Annotated in this window: 36 protein-coding genes; all 36 read right to left on the bottom strand. The window is 35.1% G+C overall.

Annotated elements, in window-relative coordinates; translation table 11 throughout:
• Window positions 1-314: 314 nt before the first annotated feature.
• Window positions 315-641, bottom strand: a complete 327-nt coding sequence (locus tag MLE19_RS16205) for a hypothetical protein (protein WP_240719173.1) — start codon at window positions 639-641, stop codon at window positions 315-317.
• A 54-nt stretch (window positions 642-695) separates the two neighbouring features.
• The gene (locus MLE19_RS16200; RefSeq protein ID WP_240719172.1) at window positions 696-1,178 is read right to left on the bottom strand and encodes a hypothetical protein; all 483 of its coding nucleotides are present in this window, start codon (window positions 1,176-1,178) and stop codon (window positions 696-698) included.
• A gap of 68 nt (window positions 1,179-1,246) precedes the next feature.
• Entirely contained in the window at window positions 1,247-1,456 is a 210-nt protein-coding gene (locus MLE19_RS16195; protein WP_240719171.1) for a hypothetical protein, read from the bottom strand.
• A gap of 65 nt (window positions 1,457-1,521) precedes the next feature.
• Window positions 1,522-1,857, bottom strand: a complete 336-nt coding sequence (locus MLE19_RS16190; protein WP_240719170.1) for a hypothetical protein — start codon at window positions 1,855-1,857, stop codon at window positions 1,522-1,524.
• Window positions 1,858-1,882: 25 nt separating this feature from the next.
• Entirely contained in the window at window positions 1,883-2,236 is a 354-nt protein-coding gene (locus MLE19_RS16185; protein WP_240719169.1) for a hypothetical protein, read from the bottom strand.
• A 399-nt stretch (window positions 2,237-2,635) separates the two neighbouring features.
• Entirely contained in the window at window positions 2,636-3,130 is a 495-nt protein-coding gene (locus MLE19_RS16180) for a hypothetical protein (protein ID WP_240719168.1), read from the bottom strand.
• Between the two features lie 20 nt (window positions 3,131-3,150).
• A complete protein-coding gene (locus MLE19_RS16175; protein ID WP_240719167.1) occupies window positions 3,151-3,591 on the bottom strand; it encodes a hypothetical protein in 441 nt (146 codons plus the stop codon).
• Between the two features lie 363 nt (window positions 3,592-3,954).
• Window positions 3,955-4,548, bottom strand: a complete 594-nt coding sequence (locus tag MLE19_RS16170) for a hypothetical protein (RefSeq protein ID WP_240719166.1) — start codon at window positions 4,546-4,548, stop codon at window positions 3,955-3,957.
• Window positions 4,549-4,663: 115 nt separating this feature from the next.
• Complete coding sequence (locus tag MLE19_RS16165) at window positions 4,664-5,281, bottom strand: competence protein CoiA family protein (protein WP_240719165.1); 618 nt, start codon at window positions 5,279-5,281, stop codon at window positions 4,664-4,666.
• A gap of 2 nt (window positions 5,282-5,283) precedes the next feature.
• Window positions 5,284-5,577, bottom strand: coding sequence for a hypothetical protein (locus MLE19_RS16160; RefSeq protein WP_240719164.1), 294 nt, complete (start codon window positions 5,575-5,577; stop codon window positions 5,284-5,286).
• Entirely contained in the window at window positions 5,574-5,909 is a 336-nt protein-coding gene (locus MLE19_RS16155) for a hypothetical protein (protein WP_240719163.1), read from the bottom strand. The genes MLE19_RS16160 and MLE19_RS16155 overlap by 4 nt, the downstream gene beginning before the upstream one ends.
• A gap of 56 nt (window positions 5,910-5,965) precedes the next feature.
• Window positions 5,966-6,211, bottom strand: a complete 246-nt coding sequence (locus tag MLE19_RS16150; protein ID WP_240719162.1) for a hypothetical protein — start codon at window positions 6,209-6,211, stop codon at window positions 5,966-5,968.
• The gene (locus MLE19_RS16145; RefSeq protein ID WP_240719161.1) at window positions 6,211-6,744 is read right to left on the bottom strand and encodes a hypothetical protein; all 534 of its coding nucleotides are present in this window, start codon (window positions 6,742-6,744) and stop codon (window positions 6,211-6,213) included. The genes MLE19_RS16150 and MLE19_RS16145 overlap by 1 nt, the downstream gene beginning before the upstream one ends.
• A gap of 45 nt (window positions 6,745-6,789) precedes the next feature.
• Entirely contained in the window at window positions 6,790-7,041 is a 252-nt protein-coding gene (locus tag MLE19_RS16140) for a hypothetical protein (protein WP_240719160.1), read from the bottom strand.
• A 364-nt stretch (window positions 7,042-7,405) separates the two neighbouring features.
• Complete coding sequence (locus MLE19_RS16135) at window positions 7,406-7,627, bottom strand: hypothetical protein (RefSeq protein WP_240719159.1); 222 nt, start codon at window positions 7,625-7,627, stop codon at window positions 7,406-7,408.
• A gap of 112 nt (window positions 7,628-7,739) precedes the next feature.
• Window positions 7,740-8,432, bottom strand: coding sequence for a hypothetical protein (locus MLE19_RS16130; protein WP_240719158.1), 693 nt, complete (start codon window positions 8,430-8,432; stop codon window positions 7,740-7,742).
• 104 nt (window positions 8,433-8,536) lie between these two features.
• Entirely contained in the window at window positions 8,537-9,502 is a 966-nt protein-coding gene (locus MLE19_RS16125; RefSeq protein WP_240719157.1) for a BsuBI/PstI family type II restriction endonuclease, read from the bottom strand.
• 8 nt (window positions 9,503-9,510) lie between these two features.
• Window positions 9,511-11,001: an Eco57I restriction-modification methylase domain-containing protein gene (locus MLE19_RS16120; RefSeq protein WP_240719156.1), complete on the bottom strand. Its 1,491-nt coding sequence runs from the start codon at window positions 10,999-11,001 to the stop codon at window positions 9,511-9,513.
• A gap of 182 nt (window positions 11,002-11,183) precedes the next feature.
• Window positions 11,184-11,420 (bottom strand): hypothetical protein, encoded by a 237-nt coding sequence (locus MLE19_RS16115; RefSeq protein WP_240719155.1) that lies wholly within the window; start codon window positions 11,418-11,420, stop codon window positions 11,184-11,186.
• Between the two features lie 52 nt (window positions 11,421-11,472).
• Window positions 11,473-12,057, bottom strand: a complete 585-nt coding sequence (locus MLE19_RS16110) for a hypothetical protein (RefSeq protein ID WP_240719154.1) — start codon at window positions 12,055-12,057, stop codon at window positions 11,473-11,475.
• Window positions 12,058-12,231: 174 nt separating this feature from the next.
• Window positions 12,232-12,627 carry a hypothetical protein gene (locus MLE19_RS16105; protein WP_240719153.1) on the bottom strand — a complete coding sequence of 132 codons (396 nt, stop codon included), beginning with the start codon at window positions 12,625-12,627 and terminating at the stop codon, window positions 12,232-12,234.
• A gap of 271 nt (window positions 12,628-12,898) precedes the next feature.
• The gene (locus MLE19_RS16100; protein ID WP_240719152.1) at window positions 12,899-13,246 is read right to left on the bottom strand and encodes a hypothetical protein; all 348 of its coding nucleotides are present in this window, start codon (window positions 13,244-13,246) and stop codon (window positions 12,899-12,901) included.
• A 168-nt stretch (window positions 13,247-13,414) separates the two neighbouring features.
• The gene (locus MLE19_RS16095; protein WP_240719151.1) at window positions 13,415-14,020 is read right to left on the bottom strand and encodes a hypothetical protein; all 606 of its coding nucleotides are present in this window, start codon (window positions 14,018-14,020) and stop codon (window positions 13,415-13,417) included.
• A gap of 427 nt (window positions 14,021-14,447) precedes the next feature.
• Entirely contained in the window at window positions 14,448-15,236 is a 789-nt protein-coding gene (locus MLE19_RS16090; RefSeq protein ID WP_240719150.1) for a hypothetical protein, read from the bottom strand.
• A 2-nt stretch (window positions 15,237-15,238) separates the two neighbouring features.
• Window positions 15,239-15,778: a hypothetical protein gene (locus tag MLE19_RS16085; RefSeq protein WP_240719149.1), complete on the bottom strand. Its 540-nt coding sequence runs from the start codon at window positions 15,776-15,778 to the stop codon at window positions 15,239-15,241.
• 13 nt (window positions 15,779-15,791) lie between these two features.
• Entirely contained in the window at window positions 15,792-15,953 is a 162-nt protein-coding gene (locus MLE19_RS16080) for a hypothetical protein (RefSeq protein ID WP_240719148.1), read from the bottom strand.
• Window positions 15,954-16,139: 186 nt separating this feature from the next.
• A complete protein-coding gene (locus MLE19_RS16075) occupies window positions 16,140-16,475 on the bottom strand; it encodes a hypothetical protein (RefSeq protein WP_240719147.1) in 336 nt (111 codons plus the stop codon).
• Window positions 16,450-16,674: a hypothetical protein gene (locus MLE19_RS16070; RefSeq protein WP_240719146.1), complete on the bottom strand. Its 225-nt coding sequence runs from the start codon at window positions 16,672-16,674 to the stop codon at window positions 16,450-16,452. Before MLE19_RS16070 ends, MLE19_RS16075 begins: the two co-directional genes overlap by 26 nt.
• Before the next feature lie 232 nt (window positions 16,675-16,906).
• A complete protein-coding gene (locus MLE19_RS16065) occupies window positions 16,907-17,515 on the bottom strand; it encodes a hypothetical protein (protein WP_240719145.1) in 609 nt (202 codons plus the stop codon).
• An 11-nt stretch (window positions 17,516-17,526) separates the two neighbouring features.
• Window positions 17,527-18,240: a hypothetical protein gene (locus tag MLE19_RS16060; protein ID WP_240719144.1), complete on the bottom strand. Its 714-nt coding sequence runs from the start codon at window positions 18,238-18,240 to the stop codon at window positions 17,527-17,529.
• Window positions 18,241-18,289: 49 nt separating this feature from the next.
• A complete protein-coding gene (locus MLE19_RS16055) occupies window positions 18,290-18,544 on the bottom strand; it encodes a hypothetical protein (RefSeq protein ID WP_240719143.1) in 255 nt (84 codons plus the stop codon).
• A 15-nt stretch (window positions 18,545-18,559) separates the two neighbouring features.
• Complete coding sequence (locus MLE19_RS16050; protein ID WP_240719142.1) at window positions 18,560-18,961, bottom strand: hypothetical protein; 402 nt, start codon at window positions 18,959-18,961, stop codon at window positions 18,560-18,562.
• Window positions 18,942-19,358 carry a hypothetical protein gene (locus MLE19_RS16045; RefSeq protein ID WP_240719141.1) on the bottom strand — a complete coding sequence of 139 codons (417 nt, stop codon included), beginning with the start codon at window positions 19,356-19,358 and terminating at the stop codon, window positions 18,942-18,944. The genes MLE19_RS16050 and MLE19_RS16045 overlap by 20 nt, the downstream gene beginning before the upstream one ends.
• Before the next feature lie 249 nt (window positions 19,359-19,607).
• A complete protein-coding gene (locus MLE19_RS16040; RefSeq protein WP_240719140.1) occupies window positions 19,608-20,147 on the bottom strand; it encodes a hypothetical protein in 540 nt (179 codons plus the stop codon).
• A gap of 125 nt (window positions 20,148-20,272) precedes the next feature.
• Window positions 20,273-21,922, bottom strand: a complete 1,650-nt coding sequence (locus MLE19_RS16035; protein ID WP_240719139.1) for a hypothetical protein — start codon at window positions 21,920-21,922, stop codon at window positions 20,273-20,275.
• Window positions 21,923-22,018: 96 nt separating this feature from the next.
• Window positions 22,019-22,579, bottom strand: a complete 561-nt coding sequence (locus MLE19_RS16030) for a hypothetical protein (protein WP_240719138.1) — start codon at window positions 22,577-22,579, stop codon at window positions 22,019-22,021.
• Window positions 22,580-22,641 lie beyond the last annotated feature (62 nt).

Below are 22,641 nucleotides of genomic sequence, written 5' to 3'. Positions count from 1 at the left end.
GGTGGCTGGTGGCTGGTGGCTGGTGGCTGGTGGCTGGTGGCTGGTGGCTGGTGGCTGGTGGCTAGGAGTATTGTAAACATAAACCCCACATACAATAGATGACGGCATTTTAGTATTGGGCGGTTCTGTAACCAGCGGGATAGCTATTCCCTGTCCTGTGAAGCTATCTACTGGCTTCAGGTGGTTAGGTGTTGTCGTTCGTTACCCTGCTCTGCCTGCTGATATCTGTGTGGTGGCTGTATAGCTGGGTTGTTGGCAAAAGAAAAGCCCGCATAAGCGGGCTTCTAGTAGCGATCTATTTTTGGTTATTGTCTTTATTGCCCGCAATCCTGCGGGGTTACTGAATAGCCTGTAAAAGATTTTATTGTTCCGTCTTCATTTATATAAACTGTGTCATGCCCTTGCTTATATTTGTATATTTTATAACCTTTCTTTTTCATAGCAAAGTCTATCGTGCAGTAAAAAGATTCTGGCTCATCAACAGCTATGTATACTGTTTTAGTTACTTTAAACGGGCCTCCACTATCAGCATTATAAGTAAAAGAAGTATTACCCCCCTCATTAGCTACCACCCCATTTGCCATCAACATAGTAGTTGAAGCCAAAAGTAAACCTGCCGTTTTCATCATTTTGTTTTTCATAATCGTTCTCCCGTTTGTTTTAATATGCCCGCTTCCTTGCGGGCTTTGTGGTTACTATATAACTTTCAATTCTTCTTCTATTTTGGCTTCAAGATCTTTGTGTTCTTGCTCAATAATAGGTTCTAGTTCTTGTATTCTTTTTCTACCTGCTTTTGCTTTTCGAGTAAAAAATTTAAAACCTGAAATAGTAAAAGAAAATATTCCAAAAAGGCCAATAAACATAAATAAGCCACTATAAAATCCTTCTGATGTATATAAATCAGAGTTGTATGCAATAAAAAAACCATAAAAGAACATAAAATAGCTCATAATAGCCATAAATAAATATTCAGGATCGTTATATTTTTTATTTAAATCTTTACTTTCTAATTCACTAACAGATAATTCCTTAGATGTTAATGAATCTTCAATACTCATATTTTTAACGTTAATATTCTCTTTGAAGTTTTCTAGAGTAACTAGATTATCTTTCCTGTTTTCTTTATATAAGCTGTCAAGGTCGCTGTATACTCTCTCGTTGTAAATAAATTGTTTCATGATAATTCCCCTTTTTTGTTTTGTTTGGTTGCCCGCTTCCTTGCGGGCTATTATTGATTGTTTAAATATCATTCTCTTTCTAAAATAAAACTAAAGTCACAGTCCAAGCAATATAGGAAAAAGTATATAGCTAAGCTTGAGGCTGTAAGAGCGATAGCGGATGAAGACACTATTGAATACAATGCTTCGTTCGTTAGGGTTGCTTTTAAACCTGCGGTGATTAAAGATAATCCTGAACCGTAACCCATCGCTATTTTTATTTTTTGTGTGTTATTCATGTTGTTTCTCCTTGTTGTTTTTTTTATTGCCCGCAATCGTGTGGGCTTTATTTTATTTAATACTATTAAGTTTTTTGTGGTTTACTGTGATCCATAAAAAATTTATGGTCTATATAGATCATTAAGGCTGTTAGCGAAATTAAGATAATCCCATATAATAAATAATTTGGGTTTTCTATAATTTTGCTAGGATTTAATATAAATTCAGCTACTCCATTAAATCCTGTATATCTTTCCCTATGAGCAATATCTTCAAAAGTAGTATCAATACCGACCATTTTAGATATTAAATAAGCAATAGGTGTAACAAAAATCATAATTAAAATTCCTACTATAATCATAAGATTATCTAATGGATCAAAATATTCTTTTTTTAATTGTGTTTTATTTTCTTCGTCCATAATCTTCTCCTTTAGGTTTTTATTTTTATGCTGCTACTGCCATGAAAGGCAATACGTTATCCTTATTGTTATCAAATTCGATAAACAAAGTTTTAAAGTGTCTGCTAACTAACACTCTGTTGCTTTCAAAAGACATTGATTTGTCCCAGTAAGTCTTTTGTTTCACTTCAGAATTTGAAATTGTGATTTTGCTTTCAAGGAAAGAAGTAATATCGTTGTAGTCATCTTTATGTAAATAAAAATGCTTTATCATTTTATCATTGATTTTGAAAGACAATATAAACTCAGTAGAGAAAATGTTTTTCCTCTTACATTCTATCATAATGCCCGTTGCATTTAGTTTTTGTGCCTTGGTGTAAATATCATTTAATCTATTCATAAGTTTCTCCTTTAGAATTTTTGTTATTTAGAGACAATCCCTTATCTCTATATATATAATTATATCACAAAAGATTTAAAAAGTCTCGATTATTTATTGCTTTTTTAATAAAAATATGTGTTTTAAGTGATATATAAAGCACTTCTGCTTATTCGTTATTTTAATTATTTTTTAAAAACAAGGGCTATCGCTTCGCTAGTTATTGAATAAGGGGAATATGGAAGGTTTTAGGTCATACAGGTTTGCTTTATGTGGTTCTTGGTATGTAGCTCTGTGCGGGCTTCAGGTGCTAGGTGCTGTGGTTGCCCTGCTCTACTGCTGAAAGGCCGTGTGTGGGCTGTATGGCGGGATTGAAGGTAAAAGAAAGGGGCTAATTAAAGCCCCTTTTTTCAAACAATTTTAGTAAACCGTGTATGAAACCATTTTACCATTTAGATCTGTAGAAGTAATGACCATACCAAAACTGCTTTCTACATAACCTTCTACTAAGTCGTAAGTGTGGCTAAAAGAATTAGTCTCACTTACATTTATTGGTGTACCAAACATAGGAAGATTTGGTTGTGTCATATAACTATAATAATCAAAAGATATTGATATAGACTCAACATTGGTTGTTGTGCCACTTACTGTTAATTGATTACCGACTAAATTAGTCGAGTAAGTTAGTGTTCCATCTTCAATTACCTCTTCAACAGTATCTTCTGCTCCATCACCAACATCACCACCAGGGTTAGTAGATGAATTTTTTACATCTGTTATAGCTTCTTCCATTGTTTGATTGTTATCCATTCCACCGCTAGGCATAACAAATACATAACTGGCACTTGCTGTTGAACATAATGCTAGCCCTATTGCTGTTAAAGCGATTGATAATGATAATTTTGTTTTTTTCATAATTTTCTCCTTTTTTATTTTTAATTTAAACTACATGTTCCAATAAACCCGTTTGTAATCATTTCTGAATTACACGTTGGAACGGTTTCAGAATCAACTTTAGCTATTTTATTGATTGCAAGAGCTCTTTCTTCAGTCATATTTTCGTGAAGTGTGATAACACTTTTCCCTGCTACAACCCACTCATAACCACCGTTTTCTGAATCTGAACTAGCAAAGCCTAGTGGACGATTTTTCAAATAACCTGTATCAATAAGGTCTTGAATACTTCCTGGGGCTTTACCATACGTTGATTGATATATTTCGCTATATCCCTGAATCTGCATACCCTCATGTGTTAAACGTGAGAAGGTAGCTTTATCAGAGTTATCCTTAAACGAATCACCTAATGCAAACAAGGCAATTACTGCTGTAATTGCTATAAGTGCAATAGATATCAATGTTATAATTAAATTTGTCATTTATTTAATCTCCTTATTGTTTTTATTATATTGTTTTTATTATATTGTTTTTATTATTAAGGTAATCCTTTACCTATATGTATCATTATATCACAAATATAATAATGACGTATGATTATTTATTAACTTATTACTTAAAATATCGTTATTAAGTAATATATAAAGTATATATGCTTACTATTTTATATAAATTATTGTTAAAGAAAATACCGCATTATTGGATTATAAATGTATTTAAATGGGCTAAAATCGCTGATTATTTATTGCAATGTATGGCTATGGTAGTAGCCTTCCTGTGTTGTATCGCTGTGGGTGCTTTCGGTGCTATATAATAAAGCCCGCTGGGTGCGGGCTTCAGGGTTTCTACTGGCGGTAGGATTCTAATAGACTGATTAGATACTCCCTCTCTTTGCCCTCAAAACCGAATTCAACAGGTAAGCCAGTAAATTCATCCCTTTGGATAACAGTAAGGTCTACATCGCTACTCGTTATGATAATCGTGTATCGTGACCTCTTCCCTTTGTTCTTCTGCACAACATCAATATTATGCTTAGTAGTAAATTGTCTTGGGTATAGATAATCTACGGGATCTGGCACTTCATTGAAGTCAAATTCTCTGCTCGTGTAGGCTTTCAGTATTTCAGGGGCGAGGATGATGTATTTTCTTAGTTTTTGTATTTCGACTTTGTTTTTATCGACTGAAGAGAAAATACAGAAACCGTTTTTGAAGAACATACCGTTGTATTTCTTGGATTGCATTTTCTTTGCTATCGCTTCTATGCGGTTATCTGAGAAGTAGTTATAACCTAAAATTCTTTTCAGTAGTGAGAGTTTAGCAAGTAATAAATCATAGTCTTCTTCATACTCTACAAATTGTATTAACTCAGGCTTTTCATTGATATCAATAGTGTTGTTCTTTATATCTTTTATTAGTTGGTCTAGTTTGTTGTATTCCATATTAACTCCTTATTTTTATTGTTTTGATATTATATCATATATCAGTGTTATTTTCTTATCTCCCTTATTCAATAGCTGTGAGCGAAAGCGAGCGAAGTATTGAAAGCAAAAATACTTATTTAGCTGAATACATTGATAGCGAAGCGACTAGGTTAGATATTCTCTTCTTGGTAACAGGGTCTTCAAGATTGTTTTTACATTCGTAGCAAACAGATTTATCTAGTCTTGCCTGTATTGGATTCAATTCTGTGTTGTTCTCAATAATAGAACTGGCATTAACCTCTATCCAGTTGATAGGTAGTTCTTTGCCTTTCTTCTTCCCTATGCCGTGTGTGTTCTTGATCTCAACGGCTAGGGCTGGCTCATTACCGCTGTATAGAACGATATCGCATTTGTAGGGACCTACTCGCACCTCTTCCGCTCCTTTCGTGAAGGTGCCTTGTGGTAGGGTCTTCCAGAAGGATTTACGGCATATATCGCAATCGGTTTTGAGCTTGATATCTTCTTCAATTGCTTTCAATAGAAGGTTCTTGGCTATTCTGTGAAGGATGCCCTCGCTTGTGCATGTGCCTGAAGCTGGGTGTGAGAAGTGCTTTCTGTATTTGGTGCCTTCCTTCACTACCATCTTGATATCGCAACATGGGCAGTAATAGACCTGGTTCTTCACTGCCTCCTGTGCTTTCACTACCTTGCCGTGCTTGTTGTAAGCAAAAGGGGTTTTGAGTCTATCCATGCTCAATTACCTAAGATGGGTCGGGTGATTGGCTTGCTGGATACCCCGCCGTTGCTAGCAAGGGGCTTAGTCATCCTCTTGGCCTTGTAGCCTGCTGTATCGTCTCTCTGGCTCCCTGTGACGTTCTCAGCGGTCATAAAGCTGTTTTGTGTTAGATCTGCCTTACCTTCTGTTAGCTGTCCAGTCATCTGGTGGAGCATTCCATTAAGAAGGTCTTGCTCTGTCTCGATCTGCTGGGCTTGTGCTGTTGAAAGCAAAAGTATTGATAGTGGTAGTGCTAGTAGTAGATTTTTCATTTTGAATCTCCTTTATTATTATCGTTTTTCTTTGTTAATCCTTTAGTGAACCACTCTAGTAATGAGTTAATAAAAGATTTACTGGTAAAATATTTGATGCCTAAAAATTCTAAATATAATATTGATGAAGCAAGTAAAGCATTAACTATCTGTAAGATGAAAAACTTATAACCTAACTCATTAAACATCTCCACAAATGGATCTGCGATAGGACTATCTAAAATAGATAATACATATAAGAATAAATTAAAGGCTATAGCCATTGTTATAATTATTTTTATATGTCTGCCAAATCCGCATTTTTCTTGTGTTCTTGTTATTTTATTACTCATCATTCTTCTCCTTTATTATTGTTCTATTTTTGCCCGCAATCCTAGCGGGCCTTTTCTTACTTTTCGCCTTTCTTTAGCTCGTTATCTTTTTCTTCTATTAAAAGTTCTTCTAAGCTTTTAGTAAGATAAAATGAACCTGGAATCATACCGGCAATAGAAAATATTGAGGCTACTATTCCTGTTGCGATGGGGGTTAAGCCCCCTAATGCTATCCCTAAGCTTGAGAAAAAGGTTATGATGGTTAATGCCATTATTGCTGAAAAAACACAAAGTAGTGTTAGGTAAAGTGGTTTGTTTTTCATTATTTTTCTCCCTTTAATTTTTTATTCTTTTTTGCTTCCAATTTCGCAAGATTAGCTCTAGCTACAGTGATTTCTTTTTCTACTTCTTCTATTTCGTAGTCTATGATAGTCCTCGGTTTTTCAATCATTCCTGCTCTATCTAGCTTTGCCATCAATTCTTTGTAGCTATCGCCTGTAAGTTCTTTACCAGTTTTCTTTTTATATATTTTGCTTGCAAAGAAAAGGAAAAATGGGAATGTATCGCCGTTTTTAATACCCATAACCCTAAATAGCAAACTATTTACAGCCATTGTTATAGCTAACGAAAACATAATCGTCATAGTAACTTTTGCTATTTTAAAATATACATCTAAACTACTATGAAATGTATTATCAATCACTCTCATATTTAGCATATCTGATATAAACAACCAAGCAACTCCTGCTAATATGAAAGTTATTAACTGTATTATTGTTATAGTGATAAAAGGATTACCTTTATCTACTGATTCTTCCTTATTTATAAGTTTTGGTAATTCATTGTATTTATTCATATCCGTTTCTCCCTGTTTATATTGCCCGCTTCCCTGCGGTATTTATTATTTACTTAGTGAAATACTTTCCTTATCCACTAATTTTTCAAGATACTCTTTATCGACATTTGATAAAATGATTTTTACTGCCATGTGAACATCATCAGTTGATGCACAAAGTAGATAACTCTTGGCTTCAACGTGGTAATAACAAACTTCATCGTCTACAACAATTGCTAAACCAGTTTCTTCAAGTTGGTGTAAGGCTTTTTTTGTGAATTTGCCGTTGTTGCTATCAAGTTGGATTTTGTTATTCATAGTATTGCTCCTATTTATGTATTAGTTTATTACGTATCTTTAACTCTATATATATAATTATATCACAAATAATTTAAAAAGTCTTGATTATTTATTGCTTTTTTAATAAAATTATGTGTTTTATGCAATATATAAAGCTCTTCTGCTTATTAACTATTTTAATTATTTTTCAAAAACAAGGGCTATCGCTTCGCTAGTTATTGAATGTGGAATAATATGGAAGCGGTATGGTAAGAAAATTAGTGTGGTGTTTATCTCTACCCTCTTATTCTCTCTGTGTAGCCTTCTCTCCTTCATTTCCTTATTCAATACCTAGCTCGCTTCAGCGAGCAAAGAAGCCGTAGAAAGGATCTACGGTCGTTCTCTACCCTTTATTTGATAATAGGTAGGTGCTTTCAAATAGGCTGAAAAGATACCCTTTCACCGTTACCACTGCTGAAACGAATAGAGCTAGGCGGGCTAGCCACAAAAGAACGGCGGTATCTTCAAACATCATCGCAATGTGTAAGGTGAACAAGAAGGCTATCCAGACAAGCAAGATATTGACGGTATGCTTCGTTATTGAGTAAACCTGTGATGCCACCATGCTTCGCTCCCTTTGTTGTCAATCCTATTTAATTATATCACAAATATAATTATAAGCTCGTTTGCCAGCAAAGAAAAGACTCACTTAATCACCTACATGAAAGACATTGTAGTTATTTTTTAAACATCAAGGTGGCTCTAGAACCTTCGTAGAACCTTAAATACATGATCAACGGTGTATCTTCACTACCTTGTATATATTGATAACAAAACACTTTAGGGTTCTCACCATGAAATTGCGATTTAGCTAAATCCAACATTTCCTCAATAGCTTTCTGCATATTTTCATTTGGTTCATTCAATTCTCTTGCATCATCCTCTGTAAGATGAATTAAGAAATGGGGATATGCTTGTATCTCTCCGCTCCATGGTTTACTAAAGTGATGAAAGTAAAGTGCATAGCCTATAGATATAAGCGATTGGTGAAGCCTATTCTCATCAATTTTGACAGCAATTGTCTTATGGACTTCTCCAGTTTTGTTATCAATAGCTGTTACAGGCAAATTGTCTTTTACCATATTTTCGATTAGAGAAGGGTTGTGCTGTATAGCTCTTAACCCTTTCTTGAAAAAGTAATTCTCACTAGTTTCATTATTTGGAATACTGAGTAGCAATGAGTAAAGCAAATATTCATCGTCTTTTGATTTTGCAGTATTATGAATATCGCAAGATGGCACTGTTATAAGCTGTTTTCTTAAATCATCGCCATCATCTAAATCCTTTTGTTGAGGGAATAAGCAACGTGGAGGAACATGTTCTACTGAAGTTTTTTCTCTTTGGCACATATAGCAAGTTTGTTTTGTCATATTATTTTTCCTTATTAAATTTATTAAGCTAAACACAAGCCCTTGAAGGCATCATTCTGGCTAATGCATTTGCCTTCAAGAGCTTGTCTAAAATGAGTAAATTATTAGTGCGGACCTAAGAACCTATCGCCGTTGAAGTGGATCATGTGGTCTGGGTTGCTCGCTATCCATACCTCAGTTTCCCATGCTAGATCGCTAGCATTTTTACGGAATTCCGCTTTATCAGGGAAGGCCGTGACATACACCCTTCCTACCTTGCAATTCACCAATGCATCTTCGAGCTCATGCCACCGTTTAGGCGATATAGGGCCATGGCTGGTGACAGCTTCAATAAGAAACAGCCATTCCCGTTTTTCATCGTAGACGACAACATCAGGTAGCTTTTCGTGAGACATAGGAGGTACACCAAGAGCATTAAGCCTCTCTACGTCCAAAACCATCAGCTTACCGCCTTCGTCTCTACTACTGGCCGTGTCACCGATATACAGCACAATGCCACCATCACCGCCAATGAAGCGGGGGCAAAACTCATGCACTATGTCAGCATGAAGCTGGTTGTGGGCACCAGGTGAAAGCTTTATCTCTGTGCCATCGGGAAGCCTTACAGGAATTTTGTGAAGGTCTAGCTCCCTTCTATATAGCTCCTGAAGATTGTGAATGCTCTCCTTGTATTCTTTTATCTTTGCGGACCATTCGCCGTTTGGGTACTCCTTCATTATGTCGATGATGGGCTGATTCAGAGAATAGTTGTTGTCCTTGCTGTTGGTCGCTCGGCTGGGGTCGTCCCTGTTGCGATCAACGATCCTAGCTTGCTCGAACTGGTGTAGGGTCTGGCGACGGATGGTTTCGCGGGAATTGGGCTTGTAGTCCATACCGTAGTTTTCACGTATGAACTGCATGATATTGACCGTAGGTAATAGCGGGGCTTGGGCTTGGTGCCAATGGTCTTCTGGCTTGATATTCGCTAGGGCTAGTAGTACCCATGCTGAACGGTCGTTGGCCTGAGCTGGGGGCAAACCAAGGTTTACTAGAAGTATCTTGGCCTGCTGAAGCTTTGTATCCTGATCCATTTTTTCCCTTATCTTCTATATTTCAATTGCTTATTAACGATTTCATCAACTTGTAGCTGAGATATCGCTTCCCCTTCGTTGTAGTGTTCGCCTAGCTTACGGATATCAGCCCTTGAAGGCATTTTCAGTAAGCGGACTTCTGTAGCATTGACCTGAGTATTACCTGAGATACAGCGAAAGTAGCGGTCAATTACGGTTGAATTCAATAGAAGAGCTAACCCGTTGGCTTCAACTTCTGTAAGCTCGTCGGTGTGGTGACTGACTAGGTTTAGGTGGTTCTCAAAGGCTACCACTTCGCCAGTGTTGAATTTCGGGCTATAGATGCCAGCGACAAGCCTTCTAGCCTCTTCTTTAGATGTGAACCGCTTCAGCACAATGAACCGCTGGTTCTTGGTCGTCATTTTGCTGTGTCCATCGAACAGGCGAAGCCTGCTGTCTTTCTTCTTGGTGCCTGTCCATTCCGTCCTGAACAGCTTGACGTTGTGCATTTTGAGTAACGGCACGGTGTTATCAAGGTCGTCAGCTTCAGTGATGTGCTCAGTGACACGGTGAGATACTACTGGACCTGTGTTAATGATGTAGCCGTTGCCAACAAAGCTAGATTCCATGCTTTCAACGAACTCAAGAAGCTCAGCATCTTCTCTGCTGTCTGGCACACGAATAAAGCCAGCATCATTGGTTTCATCAATGATGATGTGAGTTGGATAGTGGTTGGTGTCTGTATGCTCAAAATCTGCATGGCCGTTAGAGACAGAAACCCTCACCTGTTCGCCCTGACGTTCCTTTGAGTAGTGGCAAATGATGTTCTCTTGAAGAACAGCAAGCTCTTTGAATACTTGGTTTCTTGAACGGAAGATGTGAACCTTGTTGAGGCTGGTGTTCTGGAACATGAATTGCCTGAAGCCCTTGAAATAAAGGCCGTTCAGGAAGCTCCGTGGCACGATGGCAACCATCTGCCCTTTTGGCTTCAGCGATTTGATGACAACAGCCATGAAGGAAGCATAGATGTTCGGATTACCTTTATAGAGATCCGTGGTAGCAAAGGCATAAGGCGAAGATTTGGAGTTGTATTTGAAATACGGCGGGTTGATACAAGAAATATCGTAGCTCTCGCCCTTCTGGTCAGGCCGATCAAGCACAAAATCTTTATTGCGGATCTCATAGGTGAATTGACCATCTTGGGCTTCAATGAAGCCTTTCAGGTCTTCCATGCTCGTTTTCAATATCTCTAAAGCATTGTCATCAATTTCATACAAAACGGCATGAACTGACTTCTTACCTTTGTCGATACAGTAGAGAGCAGTAGAAATAGTGAGAATGCCTGCTCCTGCTCCCGCATCGAGAATACTGACTTCATCAGGAATAGTATCTTCATCAAATAGTGAAGCCATGTAGTTAGAAACAGGGGCTCCAGTGAAATACTGGCCTATCTCTTTTCTATCTTTATCTGACTTTGAATTTAAGTATTCAACTTGTGCCAGCACCGTAGACTTAATCATTTTAACCAGCCGTTATTAAAATAGGTTGAGAACATTTTAGATCAAAGGGGTTGGTGGATCAACTCGAAAATATTTTACATTTAATATTTAGTTTAAAAGTGATGCTCTCTCTTTCATAGAATTTATTTTTCGGGGCTAAACCCTATTCCGTGCAAGAGAGAACACCATATATTTAATTGTTATTATTTGGCATCATTTGAAGCTTTCTTTTTTTGTTCTTCCTCTTCTTTAAACTCTTTTTGAAGCTGTGCTTCTTCGTCTCTCTTTCTCTTAATAAACAGGTATATCTTAGCAACACATACTAGAGCAATGACCATAACTACATAACCTACCCATCTACTTAGGTCGTAAGCAATAGCTAGATTCCATGCTGCTACTATTACCATCAATATACCTATTATAGCTTTTAATCCGTCCATAAATCCTCCTTGATAAAATGCCCCTTTTAAAAAGGAGCATGGTTTTTTATTATTATTCGATATTGATAGCAACATAGACCTTTTTAGTGAAAGGCTGTAAGTCATCATCCAGCCCTTGTATAGAGTATGAGTCTATATGGCCTAGTGATTCATCTTCGTGGTAAAGCAAAACCCCATCTGTATCTGACGATACCGAGCTAACCACATTGATTTGACCTAATAATTCATCTGAGACAGGATTGATTGTGTTGCCGAACTCAACAATGTTGTAGCCAATGCCGTATAGCCCTGTTGCTATCTCATCTTTGGCTTCAAAATTCAGTCTGTACACCATGCCTTCAGTGTATTCCTTGCTACCAATAGCCCTCATGCTTGTTCTGTCGATTACTTCAGACTCAGCATCTGTTGGGAAAGGTATCTGTATGCCGTGCCTCTTGACCTCAAGACCTCTATCTACAAGGACTTGTGATAGGTCGTCAGCACTGGTTGAGTAACCGATCTGCTCTGGGTCAATGTAGGTCGCTTTATCGTCTCCAACGGCTTCTATGAAGCTAATGCTGATAGTTGGAGTAGCGAAGGCTGTTCCTGAGATTGCTATCAATGATGTTGCTAGCAATGATTTTGTAATTGTTTTCATAAATTTCTCCTTTAAAATTCTTAAAATTGTGACTTAATAAAAGTGACTGAGTAATAAACGACAATCGTAACTGTCGGTATTGCTATCAAAATGAGTAAGCCTTTAAGAGTTTTTCTTGCCAGTTTTTGTAGTAATTGTTTGTATTTCATAAAAACTCTCCATTTTTTGTTTTTATTATCCAGCTACGTGCCAAATTATTCCATCTAGTTCAACAATCTTTGTATCATCTATATTTTTATATCCGTAGCAACTTTGAGCTACTTTCTTCGTAATAGTAGGAACGGAATTTGTTAGTGACTCATCAACCATTGTATTCACTTCTTTTTCTAATTCTGTAGAAGTTAGGCATTCGCTGTAGAATCCGGTTAATAGCGAAGTAAATGCTTCTCTCTTTCCTTCAGGGGTAGCATCATATCTACTAAAATGCTCTTGAACTATTTGCTTAGTAATACCTCTGTTTTCATAAGTATGGCTTGGTGTGCTGTTCACTACTGAAGCAACTGTGCCTAGTGAAAATCCTGTGATGATTGAAGCTACACTTGCTACCGCTAGAACTTTGATATTTTTCATAATATTTCTCCTTGATTGATTTTTGTTTTGAGATAATCCTTTATCTCTATAACTATAATTATATCACAAATAATTTAAAAAGTCTTGATTATTTATTGCTTTTTTAATAAAAATGTGTGTTTTTAGTGATATATAAAGCACTTCTGCTTGTTCGTTATTTTAATTATTTTTTAAAAACAAGGGCTATCGCTTCGCTAGTTATTGAATGGCAGAATATTTAAATATTTCTTAGCTCAATAACTGCGAGCTTGCGAGCGAATAAAGGCCCCTATCAAGGGGCATCATCATTAAGACCTATAATATATTTAGCATATTTTTGTAAATCTTTATCTGCTTGAATTACTTTATGTCGCCTTGCTTGATATTGTGAAAACGTTATTTTGCCAATTTTATCAAATGCATTTTTAAGTGATTGATATTTCTTTCTATTGATAACAACTGTTTTGGGTGTTTTTAAAGGGGTTTTTACTGCCTCTTCAATACTCATACCATCGTCCTTTCTTCTGTAAACAACATAGGGCTTTTTATCGTAGGCTCTTGCTGCTTTGCCTATGCTCTCATATTCAACACCATCAACTATAACCTTAATTGGGTCGAACTTACTTTTATTAACTTCCATAATTTATCTCCTTTTTATTTTTGTTTTAAATATTATTTATATCATTATATCACAAATAAGCTAAAAAGTATATAAGCTATTGCAATTATGGGATAGATATTTTAGATAATATTAGGTAGGAGTAGATATAGTTATAGGGGCTTTAACACCCCTACTGGAAGGTTAAATTTATGCAGCCTTTTCGATTGATAGTTTGATATCAATAAGTTTATGAAAGCCGTAGAAGCCAGTTTTGATATTATTGGTATTGTTCTGGCTTCTCTTTAGATCGTTAAGCTCTTTCAGCTTAGTCGATAATACTAAGTCTTCATCTTGATAGATATTCAAGACTTCTTTTGTAGCAAGGCCACACACCAAGACACTGTTAGGGGTATCCCTGATACAAATGATTTGAGAATAGCTGTTGTGGGCTGGTATCAATGGCACTTTGCCATATTCTACGGATTTGACACCAAGATTGAGGTTAGCTTTTTGAAGGTCGGGAGTATTGAAGTGCTTGGAGTGAGTTTGGTTGGCTTTCTGTTCGTAGTCTATGATATTGATACCAAGTAATCGTTCTATCGCTAGCTCCCCTATTAACCCTGTCATAAATCTTTTATGGGTGTTTAAGTCGTCTATCTGGTGATTGAGCTCCTTTTGCTTCTCCTCTACTATTTTCTGTGTTAGCTCTATTATTGGTATCAACTCTTGTTTCGTGAATTCAAACCTTATAAATTCTTGTCTGTATGGCTCTATGTATTTTCTATAGACTTCCCTTTGTTTTTCATAGCACATAACAACTCTCCTTGTTATTTTTATTATTAGGTAATCCATTACCTTAATTATAATTATATCATAAATATGTTGAAAAGTCTTTTATATATACCCCTTGACTTACTAAAAAAATTGATCTCAAAAAGTAAGTTAAATGCTTAGTATCTGAATGCGGTATTTGATATCAAAGAAAAACAAGTTATTGAGAGTGGAACTATTCGGTTATTTAGGAGGGTAAATTAACTGTCTTCGCTACAAGTTTTCCCTTCAATAACTGCGAGCGAGTAGCGAGTAGCGAGTAGCGAGTAGCGAGTATTAAAGTGTGAAACGGGCTGTTAGGCTCTGTAGGGGCATTAGAGATCTGTATGGTGGGGTAGCCTTACCTTTATTGCCAGAAAGGTTACTACGGCCACAAAAAACCCCTTCGTGTGAAGGGGTGATGGTTGGTTTATCCGTTTAAGAATACTCTTGCATTCTCTGCACCTGATAGCACAAGTGGTCTTGCAAAGCAGGCTAATATTGTAGCTAACACAATTACAAATATGATATTAAATTTACTCCACTTGCTTAATTTAACATCGTCTACAATTGGTTTTGATGAAAATGAATTATCGTTAAAGCTAGCTTGTCTCAATACTTCTTTCTTATCCTGAATCATATAAACCATAACTGAATACACATACATCATTATTAAAATGATCGATAACACACTATAGATAGTTAAGCTAAGTATTGGGTTTTCTAAAGTTCCAGTAGAATATGAAAATACAAATATTGATGAAGGTATAGCTATCAATAGCTGTATTTGTGCAACGAATCTAGCTGTTTTAAAGAATGTATATCCTAGAAACCTCTGTAATAGCATACTTGTTAAAAACACGGTAATTAGTAATAAGCCTATTATAGCAATTGGCACCATCCCTACATACACAGGATTTGAAGTTGACAATGTTTCAATAGCTTTAGCTAGAACCATTAGAAAACCTGAAGTACCTATCAAAACGAATGTTTTGGTTACATGCTGTTTATTCGTATCAGTTTGGAATGACTGATAGAACGTAATAGGCTTGCGAGTAAAAAACTTGATAGTAGTATCAAATACTTTGTAAGTCGCTTTAAATGGGAATAGGGCAATTGCTTTTACAGACTTAACTACTCCCCTTCCGATTCCATTCATAACTCCTTTCAGTGTTATATTCTTTGTTGCTCTCAATATTGTTTTTGTTTTATTTATCATAATTATCTCCCTGTCATTTCTTTATTGATACTTTCATTTATTTTCTCTTCAGTAGCATGGCCGTTCCTTATCATTTCATTTCGCTTGTAATGCTCAATATGCAAATTCAGGCTTTCGTAAGGTTTTGCATTGAGAGCAATAAAGATTATTTCTTCTATATCGTCATGATTCTGGTTTTCAATTAACTGTTTTACACGGTGAGCAAATGCTGTGTTTTTTAAATGTGGATCTTTATCTTCAGCACTTGTTTTATTGAAAAAGCTATCTAACGACTTATAGGGTTTATTCTTGTAAGTAAAAGCTAATTTTTTACTGGTTTCGGCTTTTAAAGCTATCTCTCTATTTATTACCTGCCCTTTTTGTTTCTGCCTTTTAATTCTTTTTCTATAAGCATGGTAAGTTAACCCTTCTGCTCTCTCATTCGTAATGTCATCAAATAGATGTTTTTCAAGTTTATACCTTTTCCCATTATAATAAATATCACCTTCTTTATTATTATCGGAGAAAGTATTTAGATTAAAATTGTTTTGTGTCCCTAACATAGTCTTCTCCTTTTTAGTATATTTCGTTTAATTCTTTTTCTGATAACTGCTCCATGCCGTAGTCAGATTCAAAATCTTGGTAATTGATATCTTCAATAGATAGTGGATTGTGATCATTGTAATAATCGTATGAGTCAGTAACTAATCCCTGTCTTTCAAAATCTAATTCTTTCATAATAACTCTCCTTGTTATTGTTTTTATCTTGTTATAATTATATCATAAATATTTTAAAAAGTCTTGATTATTTAACTATTGACTTTATAGTTTTTTTGTTCTCAAAAACAAGCGGTATTATAAGTTTTATAACAGGTAATAAAAAAAGCTACTTAATGTAGCTTCTTTTATTTGTTTACAATTCGTTTATTCTGGAAGGAATTCGTCGCAATAACCACGATAGTAATTAAGCCATGTTCTCACCCTTTTGAACCGATCACCTTCTAGATTGTAAGCAACTTTGTGGGGTAGGTTCTTTTGCTGGCTGTGGCTCAGGTAAGGTGTATATAGGACTCTGAAGCTCTCCCTTATTTTATCGCTATGAGAAAGTGGTAGCTCAATAGTATCTGTGATTTCGTAACAAACATCATTCAGCATTTCAAAATCGTGTTGACTGAAAAAATCTATATAAAAATGTTTCGTTCCATCTTTTTCTAAAACATTAACTGAGTGGAATTTAACTAGCTTCTGCATTGTGTCCATTGTCGGCACTCCCCTTCTTTAAACGAATCCATACATTGATTGAAGCATAGGTGGTCATGATACCTATTATCAGTAATAGACTGGCATCGCCGTTTGTCATCAAAAGAGTTATTGATAATACAATGGTTAGTATCAATAATATGGATATTGCTTTTATATGCTTAAATGATGTGTTTTTTATTTTTGTTATCAAATTCATAGTTTTCTCCTTTTGTTATTATCATTATATCATAAAATGATTTGGTTTGCTCGGTTATCGATCAGTTATAAATCTAATGTATTGCTGTAAGTAATTACCGAGATTTCTTCATTCAATATCTGCGAGTGATAGCGAGCTTAAAAGTTTCATTTTGCCTTTCTAAGCCGTTTCTTTAACTCCTGAAGCCGTTAGGTAGGAGAACCTAAAAAGGCTCTCCTACCCCTTATTCTACTTATTTACTTTTGAGCTTCTTGGTTTTTTCTTTATCTTTTACTTTCGTTGTGTATTCTTCAAGTGGGGATAGATTACTTAGATCGTTTCTACATGCCTCGTAAAATTGTCTAGGTGAAAAAAGAATTTTATTTCTGATTCGTAAGGTTAGCCAAGCATAGTATAAATAAAAATATGTCATAAACAATAAAGGCACTGTTAAATAAAAGATAGTTTGAAAGATAGCAAATTTAGAAACGTCTCCAATTTCATGAAGTAGATTAAAGAATTGATATATTATCGGCATAGGTAAAATAGTTATTAGAACTATCATAAATAATTGATAACGACTATGCCCCTTTTTTAAATCTTCTTCATCATGCCCTTCCACCTGCATTTTCTTTTCAAATGTGTGTTTAGACTCAACACTCACTAAAGCTTCATAAAGTTCTTTACGTGCTTTCTTTGTAAACATTTTCCTAGGGTCAATGCCATTTAATATATTTTTTGTGAAACCAGCATTGCCCGTTGGTCTATATCTAAAAAACGGCACTACATAATTTGCTGGATTAAATGAACCGCCGACAAATAGCACTGACTTTACCCCTTTTTTTAAAGCTTCCTTGCTCATATCCTTCTCCTTTATATTTTATAATCGTAAATTGTTTCCAATGTGTCTTCTAATTTGTATGGCATTGGTAATAGCTCACATGGATGTATTACCATTAAATAAGCGAAGTGGAATGGATTTAACTGCATTCTATTTCTTGCACTAAATCTTCTCCAAGTAAACACTAAATAGTTTAATCCTGCTATCCAAGTTGATAACTGTAAGATAATGACGTTAATACCATTGTTAATAGCTATAAAATTATCTCCATTTGGATCACGAAAATTATTATCTAAGCTATAACAATATGCAGTAACTAACAGTATAATACTAAATAACTGCAATATAAAACCTAAATCATTTTGTGATTCTCTATCTTTATAAGTCATACCTATTCTTTCAGCCTTATCTTCATATCTTTTCCTGGCCTTTGAAAAATCCGTAGGTATAGCCATTAGTCTTCTAATAACTCTTTTAAGCTTAAAATCAGAATTTTGTTTAATGGTATGGGTTTTGTAATGATCCATATTATTCTTGGTAATAGAACCAACTGAGTAACCTGTTCCTAAACTCATGTATTTTTTTGGATACTGGGTATATGCCCAAGCAATAGGTTTCATAAGAGCTTTACCTGCTCTTCCCGCCTTGTTTGCTTTGGGCTGTGGTGATTTGCTGGCTGGCTTAGATGCCTTCTTGGCTTGCTCGTCGGCTGGCTTTGTTACCTTCCTTTTTTTGTTATTTTCCATAAGATTCTCCTTTTCTTATTGTTTTTTGTTATTTTATCGTTTACTGCATTTAATTATTACTAAAATCAATCGGGTCATCATAATCTTCAAAGGTTGGTTGCCAGAATTGTAGATTATCAATATAGTGTGCTGAGCTTGGTATCATTGTTTTAAGTTGTGCCTCAACTGCTTGATACTCTTTATTAACTACTTCAATCCCCCTTTCTGCTATCAACTTCGTTTTAAGATTAACATAATCGTTAATGACTGTTTTCTCTAATAAACTTATATCTCTTTCTAGTAACTGTATTTTTTGTGATTTCATATCTTTCTCCATTCATTACAATACATATTCTTTCTTTCGTTTTTTATAAATAGCCAGTAATAGTTTAACAATCGTGTTATCAACCACTTCTGGATATTCTTTATTCTTTACAACTTCACTAGAAAGACTTCCCTTAAAATCTTTAATTAGTTTATAAACACTCTTGTTATCTAAAAAAATACTAGCATTTAAGTTATCTTCTTTTTTACTTACCTTTTTAGAATAAAGAAGTGTAGCTGTGGAAGTTTTAACCGTGTTCCCTTTATTGAGATTCAATTGAACTAATGCTTCACCGTCATTATTACAATCAATAACTGGTTCTATATTTATTATATTAAGGTTAAAGTTAGCTACTTCTTCTGAAATTATTCCTTCAATTTCTTTTTTCACCTTTATCTCAAATTTTCTCTTCGTCATTTGTTTTCTCCATTGCTTTTATTATTTTTTGGTAAATCAATCCCGCTATTACGTCTGTTCCTTCTTCAATAAAAAGAGCTCCTTCGTGGTCTTCATATAAATGTAAAGCTTCTGCCCTGTCTTCTGCTGATAGACCCATTAAAACTCTATGAATAATGGCTTCCATCATTTCATAGGCTAATGTCTGTCTCTTAATGTAATTAACTGCATTAAAGCTAAAATGATACTGTGATTCTAAACCTGTCCAGTCTTTAACCATAATGCCTTCAACAGACATAGCTTCATCAAAACCATATTTGGCTCTAAAGCCTACTAGCTCGTTGCTAACACCAAGTATCTCTACTGATAGCTTGTTATTGTTTTTCATATCATTTTCTAGTGTTCTCATTAAGCTCATATCGTTCTCCATTTTCTATCATTATATCACAAATAATTTATAATGTCAATTTAATGACTTGTTTTATTATTTAAAGTCAAGACTATTTTTCGCTTCGCTAGTTATTGAATATGGAACTAAGGCAGGTGTGTTTAATAAAAGGAGTTTTGGGGAAATATCGCCCTGTAGGGTTTTCCTACAAGGCATTAGGCGAGTAGCTAAGGGTTAGGTAGGGTTATCAGCGATCTCCCCTCTCAGGGCTTCTTTGGGCTAGTTGTCTTGATTCATATCTACTAGTCCTAGACTTTCTTCTAGGCTTTTACCCATTGAAATTCTGCCTTGGTATGTCGTAAACGATACCTTACCGATTTCCTTAAATGCAGCATACGACGATTTGTATTTCTTTCCATTGACTACAACAGAACGATCTCTCTTTGGAGTCAAAATAGCTGATTCAATCGTCCACCTATTGTTCTTGTTTTGAGCTAACCTGTTGTAAACAACAGTGGGGTTAATATCGTATTTTTCACAAGCTTCACTTATAGAGTTGTATTTAACTCCTTCTACGATAATATCTTCATCTGTATGGTGACGTTCTCTTTTCTTCTTTTCTTCTGACTTTTCTTTTCTTTTATCTCGTTTTTCAAAGCCAAACATTTCTTCTGGTGTCCAGTCGTACCGCTTTCTAGCTCTAATGGTCACTTCAGTAACATCAGGCTTTAGTTTTTCAATAGCCTCCCTAATACCGGAATATTTTTTACCGTAGATTTCGATAGGTGCTTCTGACTTTTTAGAAAATTTCTCAGCCATAATATAAATGCTTTTATTAGGGTATATATTCTTATTATATCTCAAATATTACACTTTGCAAACAACAGATAATAAGCACAAAAAAAAGAGCAACAATTAGTTGCTCTTTTTTTATATTATTGATTTTACATTCTATCGACACTTAAACATTTAATATTTGAACCTGAACAAAATTCATTAACGTTATATGTTCTAGTTCCTGAAGTAGTATTACACGTATTTTTCTTAATCCAGTCATAAACCGCTGGCACTATTACTTCATTACCATCTTCGTCAATTTCTGTCGTTGATGGCGAAGTCATTACTCGTTCTTCATAATTGACATCAACAATGCTGATATCTTCGACTGCGGGGATAGGCTTTATGTAGTGGTCGTGATGCAAGCCGTTCCACCTGTCGTAGCAATCTATGTCTTCATAGCTATCTAAGCCTGTGCATGTTGGCGACAATGGCGATAAAGTATTGGTAGGTGAAACTGAATTCTTGCCTAGATACTCTGTGATACGGTCATCAAAGCCACGTATACCAGTGTTGTAAGTGAAACCTGAATGCGAAGCATAGAATTCTTTTACTACCGTTTCATTATCTTTGATTTCAAAAGGGACAAGACGATCTAAAGCAAGTAATTCTTGATCTGTCATTTCACCGTTTATGTTGCTTTCAGGAGTAATAACATATCTTTCCACAATACTGTTTACATCTGCTTCTACTCTGTTTGTCTGAGTATATGTTACCCCTTCACCTGTGCAGACATTTCGATAGAATGTTCTATCAGTAGTAAGAATATCCATTCTTGGTTTAAAAATAGGATCTGATTGTGAATGCGACTCTGGTAAACAAGAACCGTCATTACCAACTGCACATTGCTTAATAGTAATAGGGTTATGATAATCTACAATCAACACATCAGGATTGTAGTGTTCTTTTAACAAACTGGCATAAGCAAGTACGTTCTTAACTCCATCGGTTTCATATTGGAAATTGGGGTCATTTTCAACCAATCTTTCTGTGTCAAAATCTGGATTTTGAAACGTTTCAACCTCTGTTAATGTAGATGATTCGGGTAAGCTACCATCCATTTTATATACAATTAAATCACCAGCATTATCAGAACTCACAGCATCATCTAATAAATCAACTGTGCCTGAGTTTTCATAAACTACATACAAGTTAGTTTTATACTCTGACTCGCTAATAGTAACACCGCTTTTATAAGCATTTCCTGGCTTCTCATTCTTATCAAGAATTACTGTATAGTAAATTTCTCTTTCTTCAGTATTCATCATATCTGAAGGTCTTCTTACTTGCACCGTATCTCTAAATTGATAGAAAGCTCTAGTAGAACCAGTTCTAGCCATTGCTATTGCTAAATCTGACTCAATATCAAAAATTGTTTGCTCGTTAAAACAGCTACCTACCCATTTTCTTGCATCTTTTTCGTTAGGAAATACTTCTTGCTGTTTAGTTACAGGGTCACAATATTGATTAAAATCTGAGCCATCACAATGGGGATTTACTGGAATTTCACAATTGAAACGGCTGTTCGTTGTTCTCAAAATATCAGAACCTAACTCTCCACCTAAATTCTCAATTCTCTTAATCCCTTCATAGCCATTCGCAATTACTCTATCAAAAGCTCTAATTTCACTGCCATTATCATATAAGGTGATGCCATCATGTGTTTGTCTTGTGATCGGTATATTTGCTTGTGCTATTGGAATCAATAGAGAGGTAATTACAGTAGCTACTCCTATTACTTTTGTTTTTGTTTTCATATTCTATCTCCTTTATTATTATTTTATTATTATATCATATTCATATATTCCAAGTTCTTTATGATAAAACCGCACACATAAGCTATGAGGTCGAATTTAAAGGTTCTTTAAATCTTCAATCAACTGTCTGAAATTGTCTTTATAAGCTTTTTCAGAAGCACTTTTCTCTCTACCATAATTATCTACTGTAAATAATTTAAAATCATTTTCGCCTATTCCGGTTATTACGTTATCATAAATACCTTTACTAAATAATGTAGTAATTGAATACTGGACTGATATTTCTCTTTTTGAAGCCTTGTTAGTCCAGATACTTCCTAGGTCTGCATCTATTAAAGTAGCAGTTAACAAATATTCACTATTTGCATCACCTAACATGCCAGCAGAATTTAAACTATTTTCAATAGCCTTCTTAGCATCTTCATTATTTAAATTAGACTTGGACTGCTTAGATACTAAACTTTTTGATGTTTCTAAAAATCCATTTGTTTCAACTGAAATATTTCTATGTAAAATGTGGTTAGATGATACACTTTCAGATGATCTATAAGTTGATTCTTCGACACCTGATGACTGAATCATTGGTGAAGCACATCCTGATAAAACCGCTAATGATACTAATGCAATTACTGATTTTATAATATTAAATTTATTCATGTCATTTCTCCTTGTTGTTGATAACATCATTATATCACAAATGATTTAAAAAGTCCGTATTA

Source organism: Vreelandella neptunia (assembly GCF_022489065.1).
In the GTDB taxonomy this organism is placed as follows: domain Bacteria; phylum Pseudomonadota; class Gammaproteobacteria; order Pseudomonadales; family Halomonadaceae; genus Vreelandella; species Vreelandella neptunia_A.
The sequence above is the reverse complement of the archived record's forward strand: the minus strand, read 5'-3'. Positions and strand labels throughout refer to the sequence as shown.

What these genes read in the sequence shown, in the direction of transcription:
- MLE19_RS16145 (WP_240719161.1), bottom strand. Translation starts at nt 6,744, where the DNA reads ATGAATAAATACAATGAATTACCAAAACTTATAAATAAGGAAGAATCA.
- MLE19_RS16195 (WP_240719171.1), bottom strand. Translation starts at nt 1,456, where the DNA reads ATGAATAACACACAAAAAATAAAAATAGCGATGGGTTACGGTTCAGGA.
- MLE19_RS16100 (WP_240719152.1), bottom strand. Translation starts at nt 13,246, where the DNA reads ATGGAAGTTAATAAAAGTAAGTTCGACCCAATTAAGGTTATAGTTGAT.
- MLE19_RS16110 (WP_240719154.1), bottom strand. Translation starts at nt 12,057, where the DNA reads ATGAAAACAATTACAAAATCATTGCTAGCAACATCATTGATAGCAATC.
- MLE19_RS16055 (WP_240719143.1), bottom strand. Translation starts at nt 18,544, where the DNA reads ATGAAATCACAAAAAATACAGTTACTAGAAAGAGATATAAGTTTATTA.
- MLE19_RS16180 (WP_240719168.1), bottom strand. Translation starts at nt 3,130, where the DNA reads ATGAAAAAAACAAAATTATCATTATCAATCGCTTTAACAGCAATAGGG.
- MLE19_RS16035 (WP_240719139.1), bottom strand. Translation starts at nt 21,922, where the DNA reads ATGAAAACAAAAACAAAAGTAATAGGAGTAGCTACTGTAATTACCTCT.
- MLE19_RS16135 (WP_240719159.1), bottom strand. Translation starts at nt 7,627, where the DNA reads ATGGTGGCATCACAGGTTTACTCAATAACGAAGCATACCGTCAATATC.
- MLE19_RS16070 (WP_240719146.1), bottom strand. Translation starts at nt 16,674, where the DNA reads ATGAATTTGATAACAAAAATAAAAAACACATCATTTAAGCATATAAAA.
- MLE19_RS16140 (WP_240719160.1), bottom strand. Translation starts at nt 7,041, where the DNA reads ATGAATAACAAAATCCAACTTGATAGCAACAACGGCAAATTCACAAAA.
- MLE19_RS16205 (WP_240719173.1), bottom strand. Translation starts at nt 641, where the DNA reads ATGAAAAACAAAATGATGAAAACGGCAGGTTTACTTTTGGCTTCAACT.
- MLE19_RS16120 (WP_240719156.1), bottom strand. Translation starts at nt 11,001, where the DNA reads ATGATTAAGTCTACGGTGCTGGCACAAGTTGAATACTTAAATTCAAAG.
- MLE19_RS16170 (WP_240719166.1), bottom strand. Translation starts at nt 4,548, where the DNA reads ATGGAATACAACAAACTAGACCAACTAATAAAAGATATAAAGAACAAC.
- MLE19_RS16095 (WP_240719151.1), bottom strand. Translation starts at nt 14,020, where the DNA reads ATGTGCTATGAAAAACAAAGGGAAGTCTATAGAAAATACATAGAGCCA.
- MLE19_RS16075 (WP_240719147.1), bottom strand. Translation starts at nt 16,475, where the DNA reads ATGGACACAATGCAGAAGCTAGTTAAATTCCACTCAGTTAATGTTTTA.
- MLE19_RS16030 (WP_240719138.1), bottom strand. Translation starts at nt 22,579, where the DNA reads ATGAATAAATTTAATATTATAAAATCAGTAATTGCATTAGTATCATTA.
- MLE19_RS16040 (WP_240719140.1), bottom strand. Translation starts at nt 20,147, where the DNA reads ATGGCTGAGAAATTTTCTAAAAAGTCAGAAGCACCTATCGAAATCTAC.
- MLE19_RS16185 (WP_240719169.1), bottom strand. Translation starts at nt 2,236, where the DNA reads ATGAATAGATTAAATGATATTTACACCAAGGCACAAAAACTAAATGCA.
- MLE19_RS16085 (WP_240719149.1), bottom strand. Translation starts at nt 15,778, where the DNA reads ATGTTAGGGACACAAAACAATTTTAATCTAAATACTTTCTCCGATAAT.
- MLE19_RS16175 (WP_240719167.1), bottom strand. Translation starts at nt 3,591, where the DNA reads ATGACAAATTTAATTATAACATTGATATCTATTGCACTTATAGCAATT.
- MLE19_RS16150 (WP_240719162.1), bottom strand. Translation starts at nt 6,211, where the DNA reads ATGAAAAACAAACCACTTTACCTAACACTACTTTGTGTTTTTTCAGCA.
- MLE19_RS16080 (WP_240719148.1), bottom strand. Translation starts at nt 15,953, where the DNA reads ATGAAAGAATTAGATTTTGAAAGACAGGGATTAGTTACTGACTCATAC.
- MLE19_RS16130 (WP_240719158.1), bottom strand. Translation starts at nt 8,432, where the DNA reads ATGACAAAACAAACTTGCTATATGTGCCAAAGAGAAAAAACTTCAGTA.
- MLE19_RS16115 (WP_240719155.1), bottom strand. Translation starts at nt 11,420, where the DNA reads ATGGACGGATTAAAAGCTATAATAGGTATATTGATGGTAATAGTAGCA.
- MLE19_RS16160 (WP_240719164.1), bottom strand. Translation starts at nt 5,577, where the DNA reads ATGAAAAATCTACTACTAGCACTACCACTATCAATACTTTTGCTTTCA.
- MLE19_RS16090 (WP_240719150.1), bottom strand. Translation starts at nt 15,236, where the DNA reads ATGATAAATAAAACAAAAACAATATTGAGAGCAACAAAGAATATAACA.
- MLE19_RS16105 (WP_240719153.1), bottom strand. Translation starts at nt 12,627, where the DNA reads ATGAAAAATATCAAAGTTCTAGCGGTAGCAAGTGTAGCTTCAATCATC.
- MLE19_RS16165 (WP_240719165.1), bottom strand. Translation starts at nt 5,281, where the DNA reads ATGGATAGACTCAAAACCCCTTTTGCTTACAACAAGCACGGCAAGGTA.
- MLE19_RS16155 (WP_240719163.1), bottom strand. Translation starts at nt 5,909, where the DNA reads ATGAGTAATAAAATAACAAGAACACAAGAAAAATGCGGATTTGGCAGA.
- MLE19_RS16065 (WP_240719145.1), bottom strand. Translation starts at nt 17,515, where the DNA reads ATGAGCAAGGAAGCTTTAAAAAAAGGGGTAAAGTCAGTGCTATTTGTC.
- MLE19_RS16060 (WP_240719144.1), bottom strand. Translation starts at nt 18,240, where the DNA reads ATGGAAAATAACAAAAAAAGGAAGGTAACAAAGCCAGCCGACGAGCAA.
- MLE19_RS16045 (WP_240719141.1), bottom strand. Translation starts at nt 19,358, where the DNA reads ATGAGCTTAATGAGAACACTAGAAAATGATATGAAAAACAATAACAAG.
- MLE19_RS16190 (WP_240719170.1), bottom strand. Translation starts at nt 1,857, where the DNA reads ATGGACGAAGAAAATAAAACACAATTAAAAAAAGAATATTTTGATCCA.
- MLE19_RS16125 (WP_240719157.1), bottom strand. Translation starts at nt 9,502, where the DNA reads ATGGATCAGGATACAAAGCTTCAGCAGGCCAAGATACTTCTAGTAAAC.
- MLE19_RS16050 (WP_240719142.1), bottom strand. Translation starts at nt 18,961, where the DNA reads ATGACGAAGAGAAAATTTGAGATAAAGGTGAAAAAAGAAATTGAAGGA.
- MLE19_RS16200 (WP_240719172.1), bottom strand. Translation starts at nt 1,178, where the DNA reads ATGAAACAATTTATTTACAACGAGAGAGTATACAGCGACCTTGACAGC.